The 21,059-nt window shown below is 69.1% G+C and carries 24 protein-coding genes; 22 read left to right on the forward strand and 2 right to left on the reverse strand.

All coding sequences use genetic code 11. The annotated features are described in order from the left end of the window. The first annotated feature begins 54 nt into the window (after positions 1–54). From motA to ASF28_RS06620, 10 genes are all read left to right on the forward strand, one after another. Positions 55–927, forward strand: a complete 873-nt coding sequence (gene motA, locus ASF28_RS06575) for a flagellar motor stator protein MotA (RefSeq protein ID WP_056089240.1) — start codon at positions 55–57, stop codon at positions 925–927. A 2-nt stretch (positions 928–929) separates the two neighbouring features. Beyond that, positions 930–1,868: a flagellar motor switch protein FliM gene (locus ASF28_RS06580; protein WP_056089242.1), complete on the forward strand. Its 939-nt coding sequence runs from the start codon at positions 930–932 to the stop codon at positions 1,866–1,868. Between the two features lie 62 nt (positions 1,869–1,930). Beyond that, the gene (locus ASF28_RS06585; RefSeq protein ID WP_244474961.1) at positions 1,931–2,173 is read left to right on the forward strand and encodes a hypothetical protein; all 243 of its coding nucleotides are present in this window, start codon (positions 1,931–1,933) and stop codon (positions 2,171–2,173) included. Positions 2,174–2,246: 73 nt separating this feature from the next. Next, on the forward strand, positions 2,247–2,618 hold the full coding sequence (fliN, locus tag ASF28_RS06590) for a flagellar motor switch protein FliN (protein ID WP_056089245.1): 372 nt from the start codon (positions 2,247–2,249) through the stop codon (positions 2,616–2,618). A gap of 4 nt (positions 2,619–2,622) precedes the next feature. Beyond that, the gene (locus ASF28_RS06595) at positions 2,623–3,666 is read left to right on the forward strand and encodes a flagellar motor switch protein FliG (RefSeq protein ID WP_200912664.1); all 1,044 of its coding nucleotides are present in this window, start codon (positions 2,623–2,625) and stop codon (positions 3,664–3,666) included. Between the two features lie 53 nt (positions 3,667–3,719). Next, positions 3,720–4,778, forward strand: a complete 1,059-nt coding sequence (flhB, locus tag ASF28_RS06600; RefSeq protein WP_056089248.1) for a flagellar biosynthesis protein FlhB — start codon at positions 3,720–3,722, stop codon at positions 4,776–4,778. After that, entirely contained in the window at positions 4,778–5,233 is a 456-nt protein-coding gene (locus ASF28_RS06605; RefSeq protein WP_056089251.1) for a hypothetical protein, read from the forward strand. The genes flhB and ASF28_RS06605 overlap by 1 nt, the downstream gene beginning before the upstream one ends. 400 nt (positions 5,234–5,633) lie before the next feature. Further along, positions 5,634–6,323 carry a response regulator transcription factor gene (locus ASF28_RS06610; protein WP_056089254.1) on the forward strand — a complete coding sequence of 230 codons (690 nt, stop codon included), beginning with the start codon at positions 5,634–5,636 and terminating at the stop codon, positions 6,321–6,323. Between the two features lie 541 nt (positions 6,324–6,864). After that, positions 6,865–7,659 carry an ABC transporter ATP-binding protein gene (locus ASF28_RS06615; RefSeq protein WP_056089257.1) on the forward strand — a complete coding sequence of 265 codons (795 nt, stop codon included), beginning with the start codon at positions 6,865–6,867 and terminating at the stop codon, positions 7,657–7,659. Next, positions 7,652–8,551: an ABC transporter permease gene (locus ASF28_RS06620; protein ID WP_056089261.1), complete on the forward strand. Its 900-nt coding sequence runs from the start codon at positions 7,652–7,654 to the stop codon at positions 8,549–8,551. Before ASF28_RS06615 ends, ASF28_RS06620 begins: the two co-directional genes overlap by 8 nt. Positions 8,552–8,632: 81 nt before the next feature. On the opposite strand, the gene ASF28_RS06625 is transcribed toward ASF28_RS06620, so the two are convergent. Beyond that, on the reverse strand, positions 8,633–9,391 hold the full coding sequence (locus ASF28_RS06625; RefSeq protein ID WP_162239984.1) for a GntR family transcriptional regulator: 759 nt from the start codon (positions 9,389–9,391) through the stop codon (positions 8,633–8,635). A 105-nt stretch (positions 9,392–9,496) separates the two neighbouring features. On the opposite strand from ASF28_RS06625, the gene ASF28_RS06630 reads away from it, so the two are divergent. From ASF28_RS06630 to ASF28_RS06660, 7 genes are all read left to right on the forward strand, one after another. Continuing rightward, positions 9,497–10,516, forward strand: coding sequence for an ABC transporter substrate-binding protein (locus ASF28_RS06630; RefSeq protein WP_056089266.1), 1,020 nt, complete (start codon positions 9,497–9,499; stop codon positions 10,514–10,516). Positions 10,517–10,519: 3 nt separating this feature from the next. Then, complete coding sequence (locus ASF28_RS06635; protein ID WP_056089269.1) at positions 10,520–11,305, forward strand: succinate dehydrogenase/fumarate reductase iron-sulfur subunit; 786 nt, start codon at positions 10,520–10,522, stop codon at positions 11,303–11,305. After that, complete coding sequence (locus ASF28_RS06640; RefSeq protein WP_056089271.1) at positions 11,302–11,631, forward strand: succinate dehydrogenase; 330 nt, start codon at positions 11,302–11,304, stop codon at positions 11,629–11,631. The genes ASF28_RS06635 and ASF28_RS06640 overlap by 4 nt, the downstream gene beginning before the upstream one ends. Further along, a complete protein-coding gene (locus ASF28_RS06645) occupies positions 11,628–12,002 on the forward strand; it encodes a succinate dehydrogenase, cytochrome b556 subunit (RefSeq protein WP_056089272.1) in 375 nt (124 codons plus the stop codon). Before ASF28_RS06640 ends, ASF28_RS06645 begins: the two co-directional genes overlap by 4 nt. A gap of 40 nt (positions 12,003–12,042) precedes the next feature. Continuing rightward, complete coding sequence (locus ASF28_RS06650; RefSeq protein ID WP_056089275.1) at positions 12,043–12,915, forward strand: fumarate hydratase; 873 nt, start codon at positions 12,043–12,045, stop codon at positions 12,913–12,915. 85 nt (positions 12,916–13,000) lie between these two features. Continuing rightward, positions 13,001–13,606: a fumarate hydratase C-terminal domain-containing protein gene (locus ASF28_RS06655; RefSeq protein WP_056089279.1), complete on the forward strand. Its 606-nt coding sequence runs from the start codon at positions 13,001–13,003 to the stop codon at positions 13,604–13,606. Further along, positions 13,606–15,336: an L-aspartate oxidase gene (locus tag ASF28_RS06660; protein ID WP_056089282.1), complete on the forward strand. Its 1,731-nt coding sequence runs from the start codon at positions 13,606–13,608 to the stop codon at positions 15,334–15,336. Before ASF28_RS06655 ends, ASF28_RS06660 begins: the two co-directional genes overlap by 1 nt. A gap of 38 nt (positions 15,337–15,374) precedes the next feature. On the opposite strand, the gene ASF28_RS06665 is transcribed toward ASF28_RS06660, so the two are convergent. Continuing rightward, on the reverse strand, positions 15,375–16,118 hold the full coding sequence (locus tag ASF28_RS06665) for a sulfite exporter TauE/SafE family protein (protein WP_056089285.1): 744 nt from the start codon (positions 16,116–16,118) through the stop codon (positions 15,375–15,377). Between the two features lie 323 nt (positions 16,119–16,441). On the opposite strand from ASF28_RS06665, the gene ASF28_RS06670 reads away from it, so the two are divergent. The 5 genes from ASF28_RS06670 (at position 16,442) to ASF28_RS06690 (ending at position 21,050) form a co-directional block, all read left to right on the forward strand. Further along, positions 16,442–16,759: a UxaA family hydrolase gene (locus tag ASF28_RS06670; RefSeq protein ID WP_056089287.1), complete on the forward strand. Its 318-nt coding sequence runs from the start codon at positions 16,442–16,444 to the stop codon at positions 16,757–16,759. Positions 16,760–16,784: 25 nt separating this feature from the next. After that, positions 16,785–18,047 carry a UxaA family hydrolase gene (locus ASF28_RS06675; protein ID WP_274533111.1) on the forward strand — a complete coding sequence of 421 codons (1,263 nt, stop codon included), beginning with the start codon at positions 16,785–16,787 and terminating at the stop codon, positions 18,045–18,047. A gap of 176 nt (positions 18,048–18,223) precedes the next feature. After that, positions 18,224–19,165, forward strand: a complete 942-nt coding sequence (locus tag ASF28_RS06680; protein ID WP_056089290.1) for a hydroxyacid dehydrogenase — start codon at positions 18,224–18,226, stop codon at positions 19,163–19,165. A 5-nt stretch (positions 19,166–19,170) separates the two neighbouring features. Then, positions 19,171–20,160, forward strand: a complete 990-nt coding sequence (locus tag ASF28_RS06685) for an Ldh family oxidoreductase (RefSeq protein WP_056089293.1) — start codon at positions 19,171–19,173, stop codon at positions 20,158–20,160. A 161-nt stretch (positions 20,161–20,321) separates the two neighbouring features. Next, positions 20,322–21,050, forward strand: coding sequence for a GntR family transcriptional regulator (locus tag ASF28_RS06690; RefSeq protein ID WP_056089296.1), 729 nt, complete (start codon positions 20,322–20,324; stop codon positions 21,048–21,050). The last annotated feature ends 9 nt before the right edge of the window (positions 21,051–21,059 follow it).

Genomic DNA, 21,059 nt, shown 5'->3' on the forward strand with positions numbered 1-21,059 from the left:
CTTACCTCCGCTGCCTAGCGTGACACGCGTTCACACCGGCGGAGGCCAGAGACCTTGGGCATTGTCATCGGCCTCGTCATCGGAATCGGCTGCATGCTCGGCGGGTTCGTCGCCATGGGCGGGCACCTCGTGGTGCTCTGGCAGCCGTGGGAGTTCGTGATCATCGGGGGCATGGGAGCGGGGGCCTTCGTCATGGCCAACCCGATGAAGACCGTGGTCGATTCCGGCAAGGCGAGCGTCGATGCGCTGACCGGCAAGGTGCCGAAGCGCAAGGACTACCTCGAACTCCTCGGCCTCCTCCACGCCCTCATGCGCGAGCTGAAGGCCAAGCCCCGCAACGAGGTCGAGCCCCACCTCGACGACCCGGCGAACTCCGAGCTGTTCAAGGCCTATCCGACGGTCGCCAAGAACGCCGACCTCGTCCTGTTCATCTGCGACTACGCCCGCCTCATCCTCATCGGCAACGCCCGCGCCCACGAGATCGAGGCCCTGATGGACGAGGAGATCTCGGGCTATCGCAAGGACCGGCTCAAGCCCTACGGGGCCGTCACCATGGTGGCCGAGGCGATGCCGGCCCTGGGCATCGTCGCGGCCGTGCTCGGCATCGTGAAGGCCATGGGGGCGCTCGACCAGTCGCCCCAGATCCTCGGCGGCCTCATCGGCGCGGCGCTGGTGGGCACGTTCTTCGGCGTCTTCATGTCCTACGGCGTGCTCGCGCCGTTCGCGACCAAGATCAAGGTGATCCGCGAGAAGCAGGCCCATGTCTACATCATCGTCAAGCAGAGCCTGCTCGCCTACATGAGCGGGGCGGTGCCGCAGATCGCCGTCGAGCACGGCCGCAAGGGCATCTCCCTCGGCGACCGCCCCACCATCGACGAAGTCGAGAACGCCACCGTGAACGGCGGCGCCCAGCGCGAGGCCGCCTGACCATGGACACGCCAGAGGGTTCCTCCGGCCAGAAGGGGCCGAGCACCGATCTCCGCGCCCGCCTCATCGAGGCCGGCGGCCTGTCCCTCGACCGGCTGCCCATGCTCAGCGTGGTGTTCGACCGCCTGACCACGGGCTGCTCGGACAACCTCAAGCACCTCGTCGCCTCGCCGGTGCACTTCTCCCTCGGCGGCATCCAGAGCGGGCGCATCGGCGAGATGCTCGACGCCTACGACACCAACGCCATCGCGGGTCTCTTCCACGCCCCCGAATGGGACAGCCACATCCTCGTCGGCCTCGACCGCGACTTCGTCTTCACCATGGTCGAGGTGCTGCTGGGCTCGGATGGCGGCGAGCCGCGGGTGGAGGACGAGCGCCCGTTCTCCGGCATCGAGACGCGCATCGCCCAGATCGTGCTGGAACAGGTCGGCAAGGCGCTGGAATCCTCGTTCTCCCTCGTGGCAGCCACGCCGTTCCGCCTCGAACGCACGGAGACCCGCATGGAGTTCGCCGTCATCGGCGGCCGCGGCAACAAGGCGGTGGAGGCCAAATTCCTGCTCCAGGCCCTCAACCGCAGCGGCGAGATGTTCCTCATCATCCCGCAATCGGTGATCAACCCCATGCGCCCGAGCCTGTCGAAGGTGCTCACCGTCGACTCGGCCGCCCGCGATCCGAAATGGACCCAGCAGATGGCAGCCGAGGTGCAGAAGGCCGAGGTGACCCTCCGCGCCGTCCTGGAGGAGCGCACCCTGACGCTCGGCGAGATCTCCGAGCTCAAGGTCGGCCAGGTCATCGGGCTCGACGCCACCCCCACCACCCGGGTGAAGCTCGAGGGCAACGACAGGCCGCTGTTCTGGTGCCATATGGGGCAGGCGCAGGGCTCCTACGTCCTGCGCATCGACGAAGCCATCGCCCCCGAGAAGGAAGGCCTCGTGCCATAACGCCGCTGGTTGACACCATCCTGCTCGTCGCCCTCATCGCGACGAGCGCCTGCGTGGTGCCGATGTACCTCAAGCTGAAGCGCCTCGACCGGACCCAGGCCGAGTACGGCCGCATCCTCACCCAGTCGGGCCACGCCCTGAACCAGGCCGGCGAGGCCGTGCGCGGCTTCAGCACGGAGGGGCGGGCGATCCTGGAGGCCCTCGACGGGAAGATCGAGGAGGCGCGCGCCACCCTCTCCGCCCTGGAGGCGGGCCGGCGGGCCCTGGCGAGCGACTTCGATCGGCAGACGCGGGTCGGCGGTTGACCGCGGCATCCCTTCGTCCGACCCTGATCCCCGACGCCTTTGACCCCCGACGCCACCCCCTGACGAGCGGACGATGAGCAACAGCCCCTTCGACGACGCCCCCCCGGCGGGCATCGCTCCCGTCTTCCCGAGCGTGGCGCCGGCCGCCGCCCCGGCCGCCGAGGCCCGCATCGGCGACACCCGCAACATCGATTCGATCCTGCGCATTCCGGTCCTCATCCAGGTGGTGCTCGGCTCGGCGACCATGCCGGTGGCCGACCTGATGAAGCTCGGGCGCGGCGCCATCGTCTCCCTCGACCACCGGGTCGGCGAGCCCGTGGACGTCACCGTCAACGGGCGCGTGGTCGCCCGCGGCGAGATCGTCGTGGTGGAAGAGGACAATTCCCGCTTCGGGGTCTCCCTGACGGAGATCGTCGGCCCGGCCGATTCCGGACAGAATGGCTGACCCGATGAGCGTGGGCAGCGTGCCGATCCCCCAGAAATCCCCGGGACTCCCGCGCCAGCTCGCCCCCGTGGACGAGGTCGCGGACCTGCTGCTCGCCATGGGCAAGCCGGCGGCCGGCCGCCTGCTGAAGTACTTCGAGGCCGACGAGATCAAGCGCATCACCCGCTCGGCGATGCAGCTCGGCTCCGTCAGTGCCCATCAGCTCGACACCATCGTGGATGCGTTCTCGGGCGAGTTCTCCAACGGTGGCAGCCTCATCGGCACCGTACAGGAAGTCGAGAAGCTTCTCACCGGCCTGATCCCGGCCGCCCAGCTCGCCGAGATCCTCGCCGATGTGCGCGGTGATTCCACCCGGTCCGTCTGGGACCGGATGTCGGAGGTCTCCGAGACCGTCCTGGCGAGCACCCTCGTCAAGGAGCATCCCCAGACGGCGGCCCTGATCCTGTCGCGGATCAAGCCGGCCACCGCCGCCAAGGTGATGGCCCACCTGCCCCTGCCCCTGCGCAACACGGTGATGCGCCGGATGCTGACGTTCAAGCCCGTGGTCGACGAGATCATGCAGTCGGTCCAGCGTGCCCTGCACGAGGACTTCCTCATCAACGGCTCGCGCAATTCGGGGGCCGACACCCACGCCAAGATGGCCGACATCATCAACAAGATGGAGCGCACGCAGATCGACGACGTGCTGACGAGCCTGGGGGAATCCCGTCCCAAATCCGTGGAGATCCTCAAGGGCCTGCTGTTCACCTTCGACGACATCGTCAAGCTGGCGCCCCGCGCGCGCACCACCCTGTTCGACGCCGTGCCCAACGACCGCCTCGTCATGGCCCTCAAGGGCACGGACGCGGAGTTCCGCACCGTGGTCCTCGGCGCCCTCTCGGCCCGGGTGAAGCGGATGGTCGAGCACGAGCTCAACGGCGGCGAGCCGGCGGCGCAGAAGGACGTGCTGGAGGCCCGCCGCTCCATCACCGATCTCGCCATGGAGATGGCCGGGCGCGGCGACATCGAGATCAACGCCGGAGGCGAGGTTGAGCCCCTCGTCCGCTGAGGGCGGCGAGCCCGTGACCGGCGAAATCACGGTCCGGCCACGCGGCCGCCCGCATGTCTGACGATCAGGAGAGCAAGACCGAGGACGCCACCGAGAAGCGGGTGCGCGACGCCGTGGAGAAGGGCGACGTCCCGTTCTCCCGCGAGGCGCCGGTCTTCGCCTCGATCCTCGGGCTGCTCATCGCGCTCAGCCTCGTGGTGCGCGACGGGACCGGCCCCCTGGTCCGCGACCTCATCCCGTTCATCGACCACCCGCGCGACTTCGCCCTCGGGAACAGCCAGGACGCCGCCATGATCCTCCAGGGCACCGCCCTGGCGGCGGCCCGGTTCCTGATCCCGATTCTGGCGATCCTGGGCGGGTGCAGCCTCGTCGCCTCCCTGGTGCAGAACGTGCCGAGCGTGGTGGGCGAGCGCATCCGGCCGCAATGGTCCAGGATCTCGCTCGCCAAGGGCTGGGGACGGATCTTCGGAAAATCGGGTCAGGTCGAATTCCTGAAATCGCTCTTTAAATTCTTGAGCGTCACCGTCGTCGCCCTGCTGCTCCTGCGCTCGGAGGGCAACAAAGCCGTGAATGCCATGTTCTCCGACCCGAGCCAGATCCCCGACCTGATCCTCACCGTGGCGATCCGCCTCGTGTCGGTGGTCAGCATCGCCACCATCGTCATCGTGGCGGCCGACCTCGTCTGGTCGCGCCTGCGCTGGCAGCGCTCGATCCGCATGTCGAAGCAGGATCTCAAGGACGAGCACAAGCAGTCCGAGGGCGATCCCCTGGTCAAGGGCCGCCTGCGGTCCATGGCACAGGACCGCTCGCGCAAGCGCATGCTCGCAAACGTGAAGAACGCCACCCTAGTCATCGCCAACCCGACCCACTACGCCATTGCCTTGCGCTATGCCCGCGACGAACAGCCCGCGCCCCTGGTTCTCGCCAAGGGCAAGGATCTCCTAGCCCTGCGCATCCGTGAAATCGCCGAGGCGAACGGCATTCCGGTGGTGGAAGACAAGCCTCTCGCAAGGTCCCTGTATGACAGTGTCGAAGTCGATCAGATGATTCCGGCGGAGTTCTACAGCGCAGTGGCCCAAGTCCTGTTCTTCCTGTTCTCGAAAGCCCGCTGATGAGCGCTCGTCCCACGTTGGAATCGAGCGGCACCGAAGATGTGCTCGCAGCGGCCGAGCGCGTCTTCGCCACGGCGATCCGCGACTTCATCGCCGAACTCTGTCTCCTCGACGGCGGCATCCTCATCGGATGGGTGCAGGGCGGGCGCCACGGCAACATCGCCGACCTCGTCGCCTCCTCGGCCGAGCCGTTCTTCAAGGAGGCCACCATCGCGTATGCCGACGGGGCCGACGTGCGCTTCGACTGGGGGCGCTCGCTCACCGTGGTCCTCGACATGGAGTTCGTCACCGCGCCCGTGACGGTGTTCTTCAAGCTCGTCCTCGACGGCGTCTATGTCGGCGTCGCGATCCAGCGCATCCTGGCCGACCAGGAGGGCGACACGGGGCCGGGCTTCTGCCTCGACGGCTTCGCCAGCGCCCTCGACGGCGCCCGGATCGCCCCCGCGGCGGTCTGAATCCGCCCGGAGGCGCGCGGCGCGCAGCCGCCCGGATCGCCCTCCATCGATACAACCAAGACTTGATCTCCCACCTGCTCCAATGGACTCAGGATGGGACGATCGGTGACCTATGTCAGACAGGCCATTGACCTGCCTTCGTGCGCCGGACATGGATAGTCCAGCGGGCACGAATCACCATGCGATGAAGAACTTCGGACGAGACCGTACAGAATGCTGGACAGATATCAGCATATTTAAGGGAAAAACTTGATTTCCCGATAAAACGAACTGTCTTCCCGAACCAATCCAAACACATCCTGGGAAAAATCGACCCGCGGCTTGGAATGGGGAAGACGTAAACCGAATGCAAGCGATGTGTGATTGTCGGCCGGAGCCTGGTCGTCTGGGGAGGCGGTAGATGTATATCTTGGTCGACACCCGGCAATCGGTGAATGCCGGGTACAAGGCCAGCTTCGACCGGGAGGGCATCTCTTCCCTCGGTCTGGCGCCGGACGAGTTCGCCAACTGGTTTCAGGCCTCGTCGCGCCTCGACCGCGAAGCGATCCAGGGCTTCCTGCTGGGTGATTTCGAGGACCGGGCCAAGTGTGCCGGCGCCATCCGCAGGCTCTCCCGCGCGCCGATCATCGCGCTGAGCGACGTGCGCTCCCTCGACCAGACCCTACTGTTGTTCGAGGCCGGCATCGACGACGTGCTGCCGAAACCCGTCCATGTCCGCGAAATCCTGGCCCGGTCCGAGGCGATCTGGCGCCGGGTCAACGGCGGCGCGCCCCTGACGCCCCGCGACATGCCGCCGGTCCCCACGGACCGCCTCAGGGTGTTCTTCGACGGGCGCGACCCCGAGGTGGACGGCGAAGCCCTGTCCCTGCCGCGCCGCGAGCGCCACATCCTCGAATGCCTCGTGCGCAACCGGGGCAAGCGGATGACCAAGACCCAGATCTACAACGTGGTCTACGGCGTCTACAGCAACGGCGTCGAGGAGAGCGTCATCGAGGGGCACGTGAGCAAGCTGCGCAAGAAGCTCGCAACCCGCCTCGGCTTCGACCCCATCGAGGCCAAGCGTTTCATGGGCTACACGTTCGTCGGGTAGGGCCGGCGCCGGACGCACCGGACGGGTACATGCGGACCTGAACGAGACGCCCCCCCGCGGTCGTCGGCATCGGCGGGCGTGCACGGCCGGGAGGTGGCCTCGATGTCGATGGCCACGGGGCATCCCGAACCTTATTGCCGAGTCTTCTTGCGTTTGCCCCATCGACGCCGGCCGCTCGCCGCGTCGGATGGAGTCTTGATCGTCCGGCCGGCAAAGTGGCGTTCGCGAGACCGAGATCGCCCCCCTCAAACCGCGCGGTGACCGGCCCGTATCAAATCCAAAAATAGTAATAAATTCCTGTCTTATATTAGATAGATAACCCGTTTACAGGGCCGAGTTTGCTTGTTATCCAAGAGCCTACGGACGGTTCGGACCGATCTCGCTGTCGCACCATAACCCTCGGTTGCGGCACGAGATTCCGCCAATTCACGGTGGCCCGGGCTATGGGTCGCAGGCGCGCCGGACGTCCGGGTGAAAAGCGGCATCAGACCGCTCACGGAAATGGAATGGCCGCCATGCGGGTGGCTGAAGGGAGGATGCTATGAGCTTGGCAACAAGCCTGCCATCGGACTTCACTGAGCCCCTGCTCGACGTCGATGGCGTCACACTCCGGTACAAGACGCCCCATCATCTCGTCACGGCCACCTACCGGGTCAGCTTCCAGGTGTTTCCGAGCGACCGGTTCGTCCTGCTCGGGCCATCGGGATGCGGAAAATCCACGCTCCTGAAATCGGTCGGCGGCTACATGGCCCCGACGGAGGGCCAGATCCGCCTGAAGAATCAGGTCGTCACCGAGCCCGGACCGGACCGGATGATGGTGTTCCAGGAATTCGATCAGCTCCTGCCCTGGAAGACCGTGCGCCAGAACGTGGCCTTCGCCCTCGAGGCGTCGGGGCGCCTGGCGGGCCGCGCCGCCGACGAGCGGGCGATGCACTACATCGACAAGGTCAACCTCAGCGCCTTCGCCGACAGCTATCCGCACATGCTGTCGGGCGGCATGAAGCAGCGCGTGGCCATCGCCCGGGGCATGGCGATGGAACCCGACATCCTCCTGATGGACGAACCCTTCGCGGCGCTGGACGCCCTGACGCGCCGGCGGATGCAGGACGAGCTCCTGGCCCTGTGGGAGGAGACCCGCTTCACGGTCCTGTTCGTCACCCACTCGATCCCCGAGGCCATCAAGATCGGCTCGCGCATCCTGCTGCTCTCGCCCCATCCCGGCGAGGTCAAGGCCGAGCTCAACACGGCCGGCTCACCGCAGGACGTGCTCCTGCTGGAGCAACGCATCCACCAAATGCTGTTTTCCGAAGAGATCAAGGAGGCAGAGAATGTCTAGGACCGCGAAGGCCCTCGTGTCTCCCATCGTCCTGCGGCCGAGCCGCCCCGAGATCGTCCGCGACAGCGGCGGCAGCTACGGGGGCGCCATCGTCGAGAAGCCCCTCTCCACGGTCGAACGGCTCTACAACCATGCCTGGCTGCGCAAGCTCGTCATCCTGGCGGCGCTGGCCCTGATCTGGGAGGCCTACGGGCGCATCCTCGACAACGATCTCCTGTTCCCGACCTTCTCCGCCACGGTGACGGCCTTCGCCCACGGGGTCGCGGACGGGACGCTGCCGATGCGGGCCTGGGGATCGATCAAGGTGCTGCTAATCGGCTACGGCCTCGGAATCGTCCTGGCGACGGTGCTCACCGGCATCGCCATCAGCTCGCGCATCGGCACCGACTTCCTCGAGACGATGACGTCGATGTTCAACCCCCTGCCGGCCATCGCCCTGCTTCCCCTGGCCCTGATCTGGTTCGGCCTCGGCAACGGCAGCCTCATCTTCGTGCTGGTCCATTCCGTGACCTGGGCCATCGCCCTGAACACGCATTCGGGCTTCCTCTCGGTCAGTCGCACCCTGAAGATGGTCGGCCGCAACTACGGCCTGCGCGGCGGCAGGCTGATCACCAAGATCCTGATCCCCGCCGCCTTCCCGAGCATCCTCACGGGCCTGAAGGTCGGCTGGGCCTTCGCCTGGCGCACCCTCATCGCGGCGGAACTCGTCTTCGGCGTCAGTTCGGGTTCGGGCGGCCTCGGATGGTTCATCTTCGAGAACAAGAACATGCTCGACATCCCCAACGTCTTCGCCGGGCTGCTGACGGTGATCATCATCGGTCTCTGCGTCGAGAACCTGATCTTCCAGACCATCGAGCGCCACACCCTGCAGCGCTGGGGCATGCAGGCGTGACCGTCCCGGGCACAGAGCGCCCACGCGGGATCTGAAGCGACCGGCCGGGGCGGGAGCTGTCCCACCCGTCCGGAGCTCCGGTCAATCGAGGTCGGAGCGGTAGTGCAGCGCCGCCGTCCAGCTCTGACGGTACTCGATCGGCGCGCCCGCCAGGGACACCGCCACCCGGCGCACGAGGAGCAGGGGCGCCGCCGGCGGGCAGCCGAGGGCGGCCGCGACGGCGGCGCTCGCGCCGTCGGTGGCGATCTCGTCCCGCGCCCGCGCCACGGTCTGGCCGCAGCGGGCCTGATACAGCACGTAGATCTCCTCCAGCATCTCGGCGCCCGGCTCGGCGTGGAGTTGCGCGAACAGGTCCGCCGGCAGCGCGATGCGCTCGTAGACCATCGGGACGCCGTCCTCGCTGCGGGTGCGCAGCAGGACCAGCGCCTTCGCGCCCGCCGCCAGACCGAGCCGGGCGCGGTCCTCGGCATCGGCCCGGGCCATTCCGGCCGCGAGGACGTGGGCCACGGGGTGGAACGGCCGGCCGTCGCCGTGGACGAAGCGCAGGAAGCGGAAGCGGGAGCGATCGCTCGAGTGCGGCACCACCTGCGTGCCACGCCCGTGCTGGCGCTCCAGCAGCCCCTGCCCGACGAGATCCTCCATCGCCTTGCGGATCGTCCCGATGGAGACGCCGAGATCCGTGGCGAGCTGCGGCTCGCTCGGCAGGTAGCTGCCGGGCGTCCAGATTCCGTCCACGATCCGGCGCAGCATCAGGTCGCGCGCCTGCAGGTAGAGCGGGCGGCTCGCCAGGGGCTCGTTTTGGTGCGCAGGATTGGGGGCGGTTCGGATGGCGTTCGGCAAGGCGCAACTCATATATATGACATATGACCGTTGACAGCGATCGTCCCGAGGCTATCGTGGCCCTCGGCACCGGACCAGAGAATTCGGGCAGACGAGGAGGAACACATGGCGCTCGGCCGTCTCAATCGGCTCTGCGGAGCCGCAGCCCTCGTCACGGCGAGCCTGCTGGCCGGATCGGGAGCAGCCTGGGCCGAGGCGTCCGTCGTGCGCCTCGCCAAGCAGTTCGGCATCTCCTACCTGCCCCTCACCGTGATGGAGGAGGAGCGGCTCATCGAGAAGCATGCCCGCCAGCAGGGGCTTGACCTGACGACCGAGTGGCTGCGCTTCACCGGCGGCTCCGGCATGAACGAAGCCCTGCTGTCGGGAAACCTCGACTTCGCCGCTGGCGGCGTCGGGCCGATGCTGACGATCTGGGGCCGCACCCGGGGCAACATGATGGTCAAGGGCGTGGCGGCCTTGAACGCCATGCCGCTCTGGCTGGTCACGGTGAATCCGGCGGTGAAATCGATCAAGGACTTCACCGAGAAGGACAAGATCGCCCTGCCGACGGCCAAGAGCTCGATCCAGGCGATCACCCTGCAGATGGCCGCCGAGAAGGCCTTCGGACCCGGCCAGCAGGGCAAGCTCGATCCGCTCACGGTCTCCATGGGCCACCCCGACGCCCAGACGGCGATGCTCGGCGGCCGCTCCGAGATCACCGCGCATTTCGGCGCCCCGCCGTTCCAGGAGGTGGAGCTGAAGGACCCCAAAGCCCGCAAGGTGCTCGACAGCTACGACGTGCTCGGCGGGCCGCACACCTTCAACCTCGTCTGGGCGAGCAGCCGCTTCGTCTCCGCCAACCCGAAGATCGTCGCCGCCTTCCGGGGCGCCCTGGAGGAGAGCCTGGCCCTGATCAAGGCGGAGCCCAACCGGGTCGCCGCCCTCTGGATCAAGGCGGAGAACGCCAAGCTGACCGAGGCCGAAGCGGTGGACATTATCCGCGCGCCGCAGACCGGCTGGACCAGCGCGCCCCTGAACATGCTCGCCTATCTCGACTACATGAACCGCGCCGGCCTTGTCAGCGCCAAGGCCGCCGACCAGGGCGAGCTGTTCTTCCCCGGCGCCGTCACGAAGGCGGAGCGCTGAGGCATGAACGCTCCGATCCCGAACGCGGCGCTGAACGGTCGTGCGGTCGAGCCCGCGACCGGGGCGATGCTGACGGTGCGCATCCGGCGGGACGGCGGCTTTCAGACCTTCGCCGTGGCGCGGCGCCCGGCCCAGACCATCCTCGACGTGGTCACCGAGATCCAGCGCGAGCAGGACCCGACGCTGGCCTACCGCTTCGCCTGCCGGGTCGGCATGTGCGGATCCTGCGCCATGATGGTGAACGGCCGCCCGCGCTGGACCTGCCGCACCCGGGTCGCGGCGGTGGCGGCGAGCGACGGCCTGACGCTCGAACCCCTGCGCAACCTGCCGGTGGTCAAGGATCTGGCCGTCGACATGGAGCCGTTCTTCGAGAAGTGGACGGCCGCGCACGGCGCCTTCGAGCCCGGCGATGCACCGACCGTGGACTTCGCCGTGGTGGCGCCGGACTCGCCCGAGCGCCGGGCCGTGGATGCCGGCATCGAGTGCATCAATTGCGGGGTCTGCTACGCCGCCTGCGACGTGGTGACGTGGAACCCGGACTACCTCGGGCCGGCCGCCCTCAACCGGGCCTGGACCCTGGTGAACGACGTCCGCGACCGGGGCCGGGAGGCACGCCTCGAGGCCGTCTCGGGCGATGCCGGCTGCCAATCCTGCCACACCCACATGAGCTGCACCGAGAGCTGCCCCAAGGCGCTGGCGCCGACCTTCGCCATCGCGGGCCTCAAGCGCGAGACCGCCAAAGCGTCCCTCCGGCGGCTCGGCGCCCGTCGCTTCCGGAGGTCGGCATGAACCCGCTCCTCTACGTCGCCCAGCGCGGCACCGCCGTGATCCTGGCCGTCGCCGTGGCGGTCCATCTCGGCACCATCCTGTACGCCGTGCGCGGCGGCCTCACCGCCGGGGAGATCCTCGGCCGCACCCAGGGCAACCGCGCCTTCCTCGCCTTCTACGGTGTCTTCGTCATCGCGGCGGCGATCCATGCGCCCATCGGCCTGCGCAGCATCCTGCGCGAGTGGACGGGCTGGCGCGGGCGTTCCCTCGACGGCGCGATGCTCGCCGTCTCGGCGCTCCTGGTCGTCCTCGGGCTGCGCGCCGCCCTCGCGGTCTACATCGCATGAATGCCGGGACGCAGGCGGCCCCCCTGCCCCGGCGCGTCGCGGCGCGCCCGCGCGCCGGCCTTGCCGCCGCCCTCCTGCACCGCCTGTCAGGCATCGCCCTCGCGCTGTTCCTGCCGATGCACTTCATCGCCCTCGGGACCGCGCTGCAGGGGGCCGACCGCCTGGAGAGCTTCCTCGGGCTGACCCATAACGGCTTCGTGCGCACGGCCGAATGGGGCCTCGTCAGCGCGCTGGCCCTGCATCTCGTCCTCGGACTGCGCGTGCTCGCCATCGAGTGGTTCGCCACGCGCGAGCGGACGGCGCTCATGGTCTCGCTCTGCGTGGCGGCGGCTCTGGCGGTCGGGCTCCTGTTCCTGCTCGGCGGCGCCTGACCCTCGGCCCTTCCGCCCCCAACCCCCTAAGGAGACCGGCATGGACCTCGATCTCTCCGAAGTCGAAGCCTTGTGCAGGGACCTCTACGTCCGTGCCCTGAAACTCCTGCCCCCCGACATCAAGGCGGGCTTCGCCGACCTGGCGCGGGAGGAGACCAGCGCCACCGGCCGGGCGATCCTCGGCACCATGGTCGAAAACATCGCGGTGGCCGAGCGCACGCGCAACATCCTGTGCCAGGACACCGGCATTCCGATCTACAACGTGGTGATCGGGCGCGACGTGCGCTTCGACGGCGCCGACCTCAAGGCCGCCATCCGGCGCGGCTGCGCGCGCGCCACCACCGAGCATTCCCTGCGCTCCTCCGTGGTCCACCCGATCACCCGCGTGAACGAGCAGACCTCCTGCGGCATCCGCGTGCCGATCATCCATGTGGATTTCGACGACCGGCCCGAGACGGTCGCGATCGAGATGATCCCGAAGGGGTCGGGCTCGGAGAACGGCTCGTTCCTGCAGATGCTGCTGCCCTCCGACGGCATCAACGCGGTCAAGCGCTTCGTCATCGACCGGGTGATCGAGCTCGGCGGCCGCGTCTGCCCGCCGACCATCGTGGGCGTCGGCATCGGCGGCACCTCGGACCTGTGCATGCACCTCGCCAAGGTGGCGGCGACCCGCAAGCTGCGCACCGCCTGTTCCGACCCCGACGGCGCCCGGATCGAGGCGGAGCTGTCGCGCGCCGTCAATGAGCTCGGCATCGGGCCGCAGGGGCTCGGCGGGCGCTCCACGAGCTTCGCCGTCCATGTCGAGATCGCCGCGACCCACATCACCCAGAATCCGGTGGCGGTGAACATCCAGTGCCATTCGGCCCGCCGCGCCCGAGCGACCTTCACGCCGGGCGGCATCGCCTTCGACTGATCTAAACGTCCGCGACTGATCCAAGCGTCCGCGACGGATCCAAGCGTCTGCGACTGATCCAAGCGGCCTCCGGGAGGGCAGGACCATGCACCACGTTCTCGACATGCCGATCGATGCCGCGCGGGCGCGCGCCCTGCGGATCGGCGACACCGTCACCCTGCGCAAAACCCTGTTCGGCATCCGGGACGCGACCCTGATCCACATGTTCGACCAGGGCCGCCGCACGCATCTCGACCTGTCGGGTCACGCCATCATCCACACGGCGCCCAACGTCCACCGCGTGCCGGTCTCGGCCGAGGCCCCCGTCGGCTACGCGCCGTTCTGCATCGGCACCACCACCTCCATGCGGATGGAGCGCTTCACCGACGCCCTGATGCGGCGGGAAGGCGTGCGCCTCATCGTCGGCAAGGGCGGCATGGGCCCGAAGACCCTCGACGCCTTCGCCGAACAGGGCGGCGCCTACCTCGCCATCGTCGGCGGCGCCGCCGCCCTGGAGACCACCTGGATCGAGCGGATCGAGGACATCGACCTCGACGACCTCCACCCCGAGAGCCTGTGGAAGTTCGCGATCCGCGATTTCGGGCCCCTCCTCGTCGGCATGGATTCCCACGGCGGATCGCTCTTCGCCGAGGTCCAGCGCGACGTCGCGGGCCGGCGCGACGCCATCATCGAGAGCCTGGGAGCCACCTGATGCGGGCTGACCTCACCACCGTCGAGACCGACATCCTCATCCTGGGCTCCGGTGGGGCGGGCCTGTTCGCGGCGCTTCATGCCAAGAAGACCGCGCCCGACCTCGACGTCACCGTCGCGGTGAAGGGCCTGCTCGGCAAGTGCGGCTGCACCCGCATGGTCCAGGGCGGCTACAACGTGGCCCTGGCGCCGGGCGATTCCGTCGAGCGCCACTTCATGGATACGATCGAGGGCGGCAAGTGGCTCAACGACCAAGCCCTGGCCTGGACCCTGGTGACCGAGGCGCAGGTCCGCATCCGCGAACTCGAGACCGAGCTCGGCTGCTTCTTCGACCGCAATCCCGACGGCAGCGTCCACCAGAAGGCCTTCGCGGGGCAGACCTTCGACAGGACCGTGCACAAGGGCGACCTCACCGGCATCGAGATCATCAACCGCCTGTCCGAACAGGTCTGGCGCCGCGACGTCCGGCGCCTCGAGGACCACCGCGCCCTCGACCTGATCCCGGCGGCGGACGGGTCCGGCCTCGCCGGCGTGCTCATGCTCGACATGCGCACCGGCATCCCCGCGCTCGTGCGCGCCAAGGCGACCCTGCTGGCCACGGGCGGCGGTCCGACCATGTACAGGTTCCACACGCCGTCCGGCGACAAGACCTGCGACGGCCTCGCCATGGCGTTGCGCGGCGGCCTTCCCTTGCGCGACATGGAGATGGTGCAGTTCCATCCCACCGGCCTCCTCGCCGGCGCGGGCACCCGGATGACCGGCACGGTGCTGGAGGAGGGATTGCGGGGCGCGGGCGGCTGGCTGCTCGACGCCACCGGCGAGCGCTTCATGCATCACTATGATCCGCGCGCGGAGCGGGCGACCCGCGACGTCGTCAGCCGCTCGATCATGCGGCGCATCCGCGACGGACAGGCCAGCCCGAACGGCGGCGTCTACCTCCAGATGAGCCATCTCGGCCCCGACGACGTCCGGCGGATGTTCAAGGGCATGGTCGAGCGCTGTGCCGATTGCGGCTTCGACCTCGCGGGCGGGCGCGTCGAGGTCATCCCGACCGCCCATTACATGATGGGCGGGGTCGCCTTCCGCCCCGGCTGCGGCACCGAAGTACCGGGCCTCTACGCCGCCGGCGAGGATACCGGCGGGGTCCACGGCGCCAATCGCCTCGGCGGCAACGGCGTCGCCAATTCCACCGTGTTCGGGGGCCTCGCCGGCGCCGCCATGGCGCGCGACATCCGGAGCGTGACAACCCTGGCCGAGCCCGATCCGAACGCCATCGAGGCCGGCCTTGCGCGTGCCTTCGGTCCCCTCGGGCGCCCGTCCGAGAACCTCGAATCCATCCGCGAAGCCCTCTACGCGACGATGTGGGACGATGTCGGCATCCTGCGCGACGCCGCCGGGCTGGCCCGGGCCGGCGCCCGCCTCGACGACCTCGCCGGGGCCGTCGCCCGGGCGGGCGTCGCGGACGGGGACCGCCGCTACAACCTGACCTGGATGGACCGGCTGAACCTCGAGAACCTCGTCCTCGTCAGCAGGTCGATCTGCGCCGCCGCCCTGGCCCGCACCGACAGCCGTGGGGCACATTTTCGCGAGGATTTCCCCGACACCTCGGACCTCGCGACCTCGCACTACACCGTCGTGCGGCAGGGCGACCCCACCCTCGACGTCACCCTGGAGCCCGTTGCCTTCACGCATGTGCGTCCCGGCGAATCCCTGCTCGACGCGGCGGCCTGAGGCGATCCCGCGCACCGCCGGGACCGGGCGGGCGCGGGTCAGTGCAGCAGGCCGGGGAGTGCCAGGGCGGTCGTCGTGATGCCGATGGCGGCGAGCAGGGCGAGCACGATCGATCGGAACCGGCGCTGGTCGATATGGCCGAACAGCGACAGCCCGGCCAGCACGCTCACGAGGACGATGGGGAGCCCGAGGGCGAGATCACCCATCAGTTCGGGCGGGAACGGATTGAACACGGCCAGGATCGCCAGGGACCAGATTTGCAGGACCAGGGTGAAGCTCTGGTAGACGGCGCGCTGCATGCGCGGTTCCCAGCCGCGCACGAGGCTCCAGGCGGTGGGAAGCGCTCCCGACAAGCCGGCGATGCCGCCGAGGATGCCGCCGAGGAACCCGACCGCCCCGTCGCTCCAGGCGTTGCCGAACGACACACGATAGTCGCTGCGCAGCATCGCCACGACGGCGCTGTACAGGATGAGGAAGATCCCAATGAGCACCTTCACCAGTTCGGGGTTGAGGTCCTGCAGGAGGTAGATCCCGATGGGCGCCCCGACGAGCCCGGGACCGATCATGGCGAGTGCCGTGGCGCGCGGCGGCAGGGTCCGCAGCCGAAGCACCGACAGGGCCTGAGAGAGGATGCTGCAGGTGAGCACCAGCGCCGTCGCCTCGATGGGCGCCCGGATCGACAGCAGGGTGCCGGAGGCCACCAGCGCGAAGGCGAAGCCCGTCAGGCCGGACACGAGACCTGCGCAGCTCAGGCACAGGACGATCTGGAGGGTCTCGCTCACGATGCGCCTCTGGCTCCTCGGCCGCCGACGGCACGCGGGAGCGGTGCGGGCGGTGTCGATCGCGAGCAGGACGACGTCGTGATCGATATTGGTCTTATATAAGAATGATGCCCGATCAAGTGCGCCTGTGGTACCGGACAGATGCGTGCACCGTAGGCGCTCACCTAGGCGCGATTTGTCATTTTTTTGCATCCCGTTCGGCCGCTCATGCGGCCCGGGCGGAACGACGCGGTGCTTCCTCGATTGACGCGTCGAACTATGCTGTCTTATACAAGACTCAGTCGCCGCAAAGAGCCGACGGCTTCATCAAGGAGGACCCCGGAATGAATAGTCACGCCGGATCGGGCGAGGGGCGCACGAAGCCGCACCTTCTCGCGCATAGCCCGCTGGACAACGTCGCCGTCGCCGTCATCGAAGGTCTCAGGGCCGACACCGACGCACTCGGCGTCATCACGGAGGATGATTCGACCTTCGCGGTGAACGTCCGGCACGACATCCCGATCGGCCACAAGGTGGCGCTCACCGACCTGAAGGCCGGCGATACGGCCATCAAGTACGGCCAGGATATCGGGAAGATCATCAAGGACGTCGCCAAGGGCGAGCACGTCCACGTGCAGAACCTCAAGACGAAGCGCTGGTGAGGTGGCGATGCCCGGAGAGAACATCATGAACGTCCCCGAGACCACCTCCCCCTTCGTCGGCGGAGCCCCCGACCAGTTCGCCACCACGGCCCTCGGCTCCGGCCGCGCCTCCGCGGATACCAAGGCCGCCACCTTCATGGGCTGGCGCCGCGAGAACGGCCGCGTCGGCGTGCGCAACCACGTCGTGCTTCTGCCCCTCGACGACCTGTCGAATGCCGCCTGCGAGGCCGTGGCCAACTCCATCAAGGGCACGATGGCCCTGCCGCACGCCTATGGCCGCCTGCAGTTCGGCGCGGATCTCGACCTCCACTTCCGCACCCTGATCGGCATCGGCTCGAACCCGAACGTCGCGGCCGTCGTGGTCATCGGCATCGAGGACCAGTGGACCAACCGGATCGTCGAGGGCATCGCCAAGACCGGCAAGCCCGTGGTCGGGTTCGGCATCGAGGGCCACGGCGACATCGCCACCATCGCCAAGGCCAGCTACCAGGCCAAGCGCTTCGTGCAATGGGCGACCGAACTGCCCCGCGAGGAATGCCCGATCGCCGACCTCTGGATCTCGACGAAATGCGGCGAGTCCGACACCACCACCGGGCTTTCCTCCTGCCCCACCGTGGGCAACCTCTACGACAAGCTGATCCCGCAGGGGATCTACGGCGTGTTCGGCGAGACCTCGGAGATCACCGGCGCCGAGCACCTCTGCCGCGAGCGCGCCGCCACGCCCGAGATCGGCGACAAGTGGTTCGCCATGTGGAAGTCCTACCAGGACGACGTCATCGAGGCCCACAAGACCGACGATCTCTCCGATTCGCAGCCGACCAAGGGCAACATCCTCGGCGGTCTCAGCACCATCGAGGAGAAGGCACTCGGCAACCTCGAGAAGATCGGCCACGACAGCCGCTTCATCGACGCGCTCCAGCCGGCGGAGGCGCCCGCCAAGGGGCCCGGCCTGTACTACATGGACACCTCGTCGGCGGCCGCCGAATGCATCACCCTGATGGCGGCGGCGGGCTACGTCGTCCACACCTTCCCCACCGGCCAGGGCAACGTCATCGGCAACCCCATCGTCCCGGTGATCAAGATCACCGGAAACCCGCGCACGGTCCGCACCATGGGCGAGCACATCGACGTCGACGTCTCGGGCGTGCTCACCCGGGAGATGACCATCCCGCAGGCCGGCGACGCGCTCATCGACATGGTGGTCCGGACGGCGAACGGGCGTCTCACGGCCGCCGAATCCCTCGGCCACCGTGAGTTCGTGATGACGAAGCTGTACCGCAGCGCCTGACGGGCGGGCTCGCGCGCCGCGTTCCGATCCGGAACGCGGCGTCTCCCGTTCGGACAGGCAGCGCCGTACCCGCCCACGATCGTGGATAATCGGCCGCGACGGCCCCTCGCACCATGCCTCCCCTCGCCAAGCAGAGCCGAAGCGCCATGCCGACGACAGAAGCCTCCCAGGGTCGCATGCCGAAGATCGTCATCAGCGAATTCATGGACGAAGCCGCCATCGCGGCCGAACTCGGCGGGTTCGCAACCCTCTACGATCCGGGCCTCGTCGACCGGCCCGCCGACCTGATGGCGGCGCTGGCGGGCGCGGACGCCCTGGTGGTCCGCAACCGCACGCAGGTGACCGCGGCGCTCCTGGCCGCCGCACCCGACCTCAAGGTGGTCGGACGCCTCGGGGTCGGTCTCGACAACATCGATCTCGCGGCGTGCGGCGCGCGCGGCGTCGCGGTCTATCCCGCCACCGGCGCCAACGACGTCGCGGTCGCCGAGTACGTCATCGGCACGGCGATGCTGCTCCTGCGCGGCGCCTACGGCGCGACCGACGCGGTGGCGGCGGGAACCTGGCCGCGCAACGCGCTGATGGGCCGGGAGATCTCTGGCAAGCGCCTCGGCCTCGTCGGCTTCGGCGCCATCGCCCGCGAGACCGCGCGCCGCGCCGTCGCCCTGGGCATGCAGGTCGCGGCCCACGATCCCCTCCTGCCGGCCGACGATCCGGCGTGGCGGCCGGCCTACGGCACGATCGCGCGCCTGGATCTCGACGCCCTCCTCGCCGGCAGCGACGTGTTGTCCCTGCACGTGCCGCTGACGCCCGAGACGCGGGGGATGATCGATGCGCGGGCCCTCGCCCGGATGCCGGCCGGGGCCGTTCTGATCAACGCCGCGCGGGGCGAGGTGGTCGAGGTCGCCGCGGTGGCGGCGGCCCTGCGCGGCGGACATCTCGGCGGGGCCGCCCTCGACGTCTTCCCGCAGGAACCCCTGGACGCGGCGGCGGGCGCCGTGTTCCGGGACCTGCCCAACCTCATCCTGACTCCGCACATCGCCGGGGTGACGCGGGAATCGAACGTGCGCGTCTCGGCCGTCACGGCGCAGGCCGTGCGCCGTCACCTCGCCGAGGGCTGAAAGCCATGACGACCCTGACCCTCGCCGAAGCCCACACCCTCGTGGCCGATGCCCTGGTCCGCTGCGGGACGCTGCCGCCCGCGGCACGGAGCGTCGCCCGGGCCCTCGTCGGCGCCGAGGCCGACGGACTGAAGGGCCACGGCCTCTCGCGGGTGGCGTCCTACGCGGCACAGGTCCGGGCCGGGAAGGTGGTGGGCGACGCGGCGGTCGCGACGACGCGGGCCCGGCCCGGCCTCCTCGCGGTGGATGCCGCCCACGGCTTCGCTTATCCGGCCCTCGACGCGGTCATCGAGCAGCTTCCGCCGATGGTCCGGGACCAGGGCATCGCGGCGGCCGGCATCCGCCGCTCCCACCATTGCGGCGCGGCGGGGCGGCCCGTGGAGGCCCTGGCCGAGGCCGGTCTCGTGGCGATCCTGTTCGCCAACACCCCGGCGGCCATGGCGCCCTGGGGCGGGTCGCGGGCGGTGTTCGGGACCAACCCCCTTGCCTTCGCCTGTCCCCTGCCCGGGCGCGCGCCCATCGTCATCGACCTGTCCCTCTCGAAGGTGGCGCGCGGCTCGATCATGGCCGCCCGGCAGCGCGGCGAGGCCATTCCCGAGGGCTGGGCCCTCGATGCCGAGGGCCGGCCGACGACCGATCCGGGCGCGGCCCTGAAGGGCACCATGGTGCCCCTCGGCGATGCCAAGGGCACCGCGCTCGCCCTGATGGTGGAGCTGCTCGCCGCCGGCCTGACGGGCGGGCGCTTCGCCGCCGAGGCGAGCTCGTTCCTCGATGCCGAGGGCGATCCGCCGGGGACCGGCCAACTCGTCCTCGCCATCGCGGCGGATGCGTTCGGGCCCGGCGCCCTAGCCCGGTTCGCCGATCTCGCGGGCTCCATCGAGGCGCAGGACGGGGCGCGCCTGCCCGGCGCGCGCCGCCTCGCCCTCCGGACCCGGGCCGAGGCCGAAGGACTCACCGTCCCGGATGCCCTCGTGGCCGAGATCGGGGCGCTCTGACCATGAAGGCCGCCATCCCGAGCGGATTTCGTCCCAGGCCTCCGGCCCTCCGGGTCGACCGATTGCCCGGAGCCGGGCTCGGCTTTAACGAAGAACGGGACACCGTGCTGGGAAACCTCTCCTTTCCTCCTCCCACGCCCGGGGAGCAGCGGTGCACCGACATGGAACGCACAGGTGGCAATGCGGTCGGCTTCCGGCCGCTCTATCGACAGGTCTACGACACGCTCCTGCGCCGCCTCGCCGATGCGGTCTGGCAGCCGGGCCAGATCCTGCCGAGCGAAGGCGTGCTCGCCGCCGAACTCGGCGTCAGTCAGGGGACGGTGCGGAAAGCCCTCGACGCGCTCACCGCCGACAGCCTCCTGGTGCGCCGCCAGGGGCGCGGCACCTTCGTGGCCGAGCACGACGACAAGCAGAGCGTCTTCCGCTTCTTCAAGCTGAGGCCCGACGGGGCGGTCGCCGGGACGCCGTCGAGCCGCGTCGTCTCCATCGCGGAGGCCGCCGCCACCCTCGACGAGCGCGACCGGCTCGCCCTCCTGCGCAACGCGCGCGTGGTGCGGCTGGAGCGGGTGCGCTCCCTCGACGGGCGCGTCTGCCTGTTCGAGACGATCACCGTCCCGTCGAGCCTGTTTCCCGGCATGGCCGGGATGGCGCTTCCGAACACGCTCTACAGCCTCTACGCGACCCGGTTCGGCATCACGATCGCGACGGCGCACGAGCGCCTGAAGGCGATCGCGCTCAGCCCCGACAAGGCGGATCTGCTGGGCAAGCCGGCGGGAACCCCGGTCCTCGAAGTCGACCGCGTCGCCGTCGATCTCGAGGACCGCCCGGTGGAGTGGCGCCTGTCGACCTGCCTCACCGAGGACATCCATTACGCCTCCGTCCTGCGATGATCGCGCGGA

Origin of the sequence: Methylobacterium sp. Leaf99 (genome assembly GCF_001422375.1) — a bacterium.
Taxonomy (GTDB): Bacteria; Pseudomonadota; Alphaproteobacteria; order Rhizobiales; family Beijerinckiaceae; genus Methylobacterium.

Excerpts from the sequence above, each read along its gene's own strand:
- ASF28_RS06580 (WP_056089242.1), top strand. The coding sequence starts at position 930 with ATGGACACGCCAGAGGGTTCCTCCGGCCAGAAGGGGCCGAGCACCGAT.
- ASF28_RS06585 (WP_244474961.1), top strand. The coding sequence starts at position 1,931 with ATGTACCTCAAGCTGAAGCGCCTCGACCGGACCCAGGCCGAGTACGGC.
- fliN (WP_056089245.1), top strand. The coding sequence starts at position 2,247 with ATGAGCAACAGCCCCTTCGACGACGCCCCCCCGGCGGGCATCGCTCCC.
- ASF28_RS06595 (WP_200912664.1), top strand. The coding sequence starts at position 2,623 with ATGAGCGTGGGCAGCGTGCCGATCCCCCAGAAATCCCCGGGACTCCCG.
- flhB (WP_056089248.1), top strand. The coding sequence starts at position 3,720 with ATGTCTGACGATCAGGAGAGCAAGACCGAGGACGCCACCGAGAAGCGG.
- ASF28_RS06605 (WP_056089251.1), top strand. The coding sequence starts at position 4,778 with ATGAGCGCTCGTCCCACGTTGGAATCGAGCGGCACCGAAGATGTGCTC.
- ASF28_RS06610 (WP_056089254.1), top strand. The coding sequence starts at position 5,634 with ATGTATATCTTGGTCGACACCCGGCAATCGGTGAATGCCGGGTACAAG.
- ASF28_RS06615 (WP_056089257.1), top strand. The coding sequence starts at position 6,865 with ATGAGCTTGGCAACAAGCCTGCCATCGGACTTCACTGAGCCCCTGCTC.
- ASF28_RS06620 (WP_056089261.1), top strand. The coding sequence starts at position 7,652 with ATGTCTAGGACCGCGAAGGCCCTCGTGTCTCCCATCGTCCTGCGGCCG.
- ASF28_RS06630 (WP_056089266.1), top strand. The coding sequence starts at position 9,497 with ATGGCGCTCGGCCGTCTCAATCGGCTCTGCGGAGCCGCAGCCCTCGTC.
- ASF28_RS06635 (WP_056089269.1), top strand. The coding sequence starts at position 10,520 with ATGAACGCTCCGATCCCGAACGCGGCGCTGAACGGTCGTGCGGTCGAG.
- ASF28_RS06640 (WP_056089271.1), top strand. The coding sequence starts at position 11,302 with ATGAACCCGCTCCTCTACGTCGCCCAGCGCGGCACCGCCGTGATCCTG.
- ASF28_RS06645 (WP_056089272.1), top strand. The coding sequence starts at position 11,628 with ATGAATGCCGGGACGCAGGCGGCCCCCCTGCCCCGGCGCGTCGCGGCG.
- ASF28_RS06650 (WP_056089275.1), top strand. The coding sequence starts at position 12,043 with ATGGACCTCGATCTCTCCGAAGTCGAAGCCTTGTGCAGGGACCTCTAC.
- ASF28_RS06655 (WP_056089279.1), top strand. The coding sequence starts at position 13,001 with ATGCACCACGTTCTCGACATGCCGATCGATGCCGCGCGGGCGCGCGCC.
- ASF28_RS06660 (WP_056089282.1), top strand. The coding sequence starts at position 13,606 with ATGCGGGCTGACCTCACCACCGTCGAGACCGACATCCTCATCCTGGGC.
- ASF28_RS06670 (WP_056089287.1), top strand. The coding sequence starts at position 16,442 with ATGAATAGTCACGCCGGATCGGGCGAGGGGCGCACGAAGCCGCACCTT.
- ASF28_RS06675 (WP_274533111.1), top strand. The coding sequence starts at position 16,785 with ATGAACGTCCCCGAGACCACCTCCCCCTTCGTCGGCGGAGCCCCCGAC.
- ASF28_RS06680 (WP_056089290.1), top strand. The coding sequence starts at position 18,224 with ATGCCGAAGATCGTCATCAGCGAATTCATGGACGAAGCCGCCATCGCG.
- ASF28_RS06685 (WP_056089293.1), top strand. The coding sequence starts at position 19,171 with ATGACGACCCTGACCCTCGCCGAAGCCCACACCCTCGTGGCCGATGCC.
- ASF28_RS06690 (WP_056089296.1), top strand. The coding sequence starts at position 20,322 with ATGGAACGCACAGGTGGCAATGCGGTCGGCTTCCGGCCGCTCTATCGA.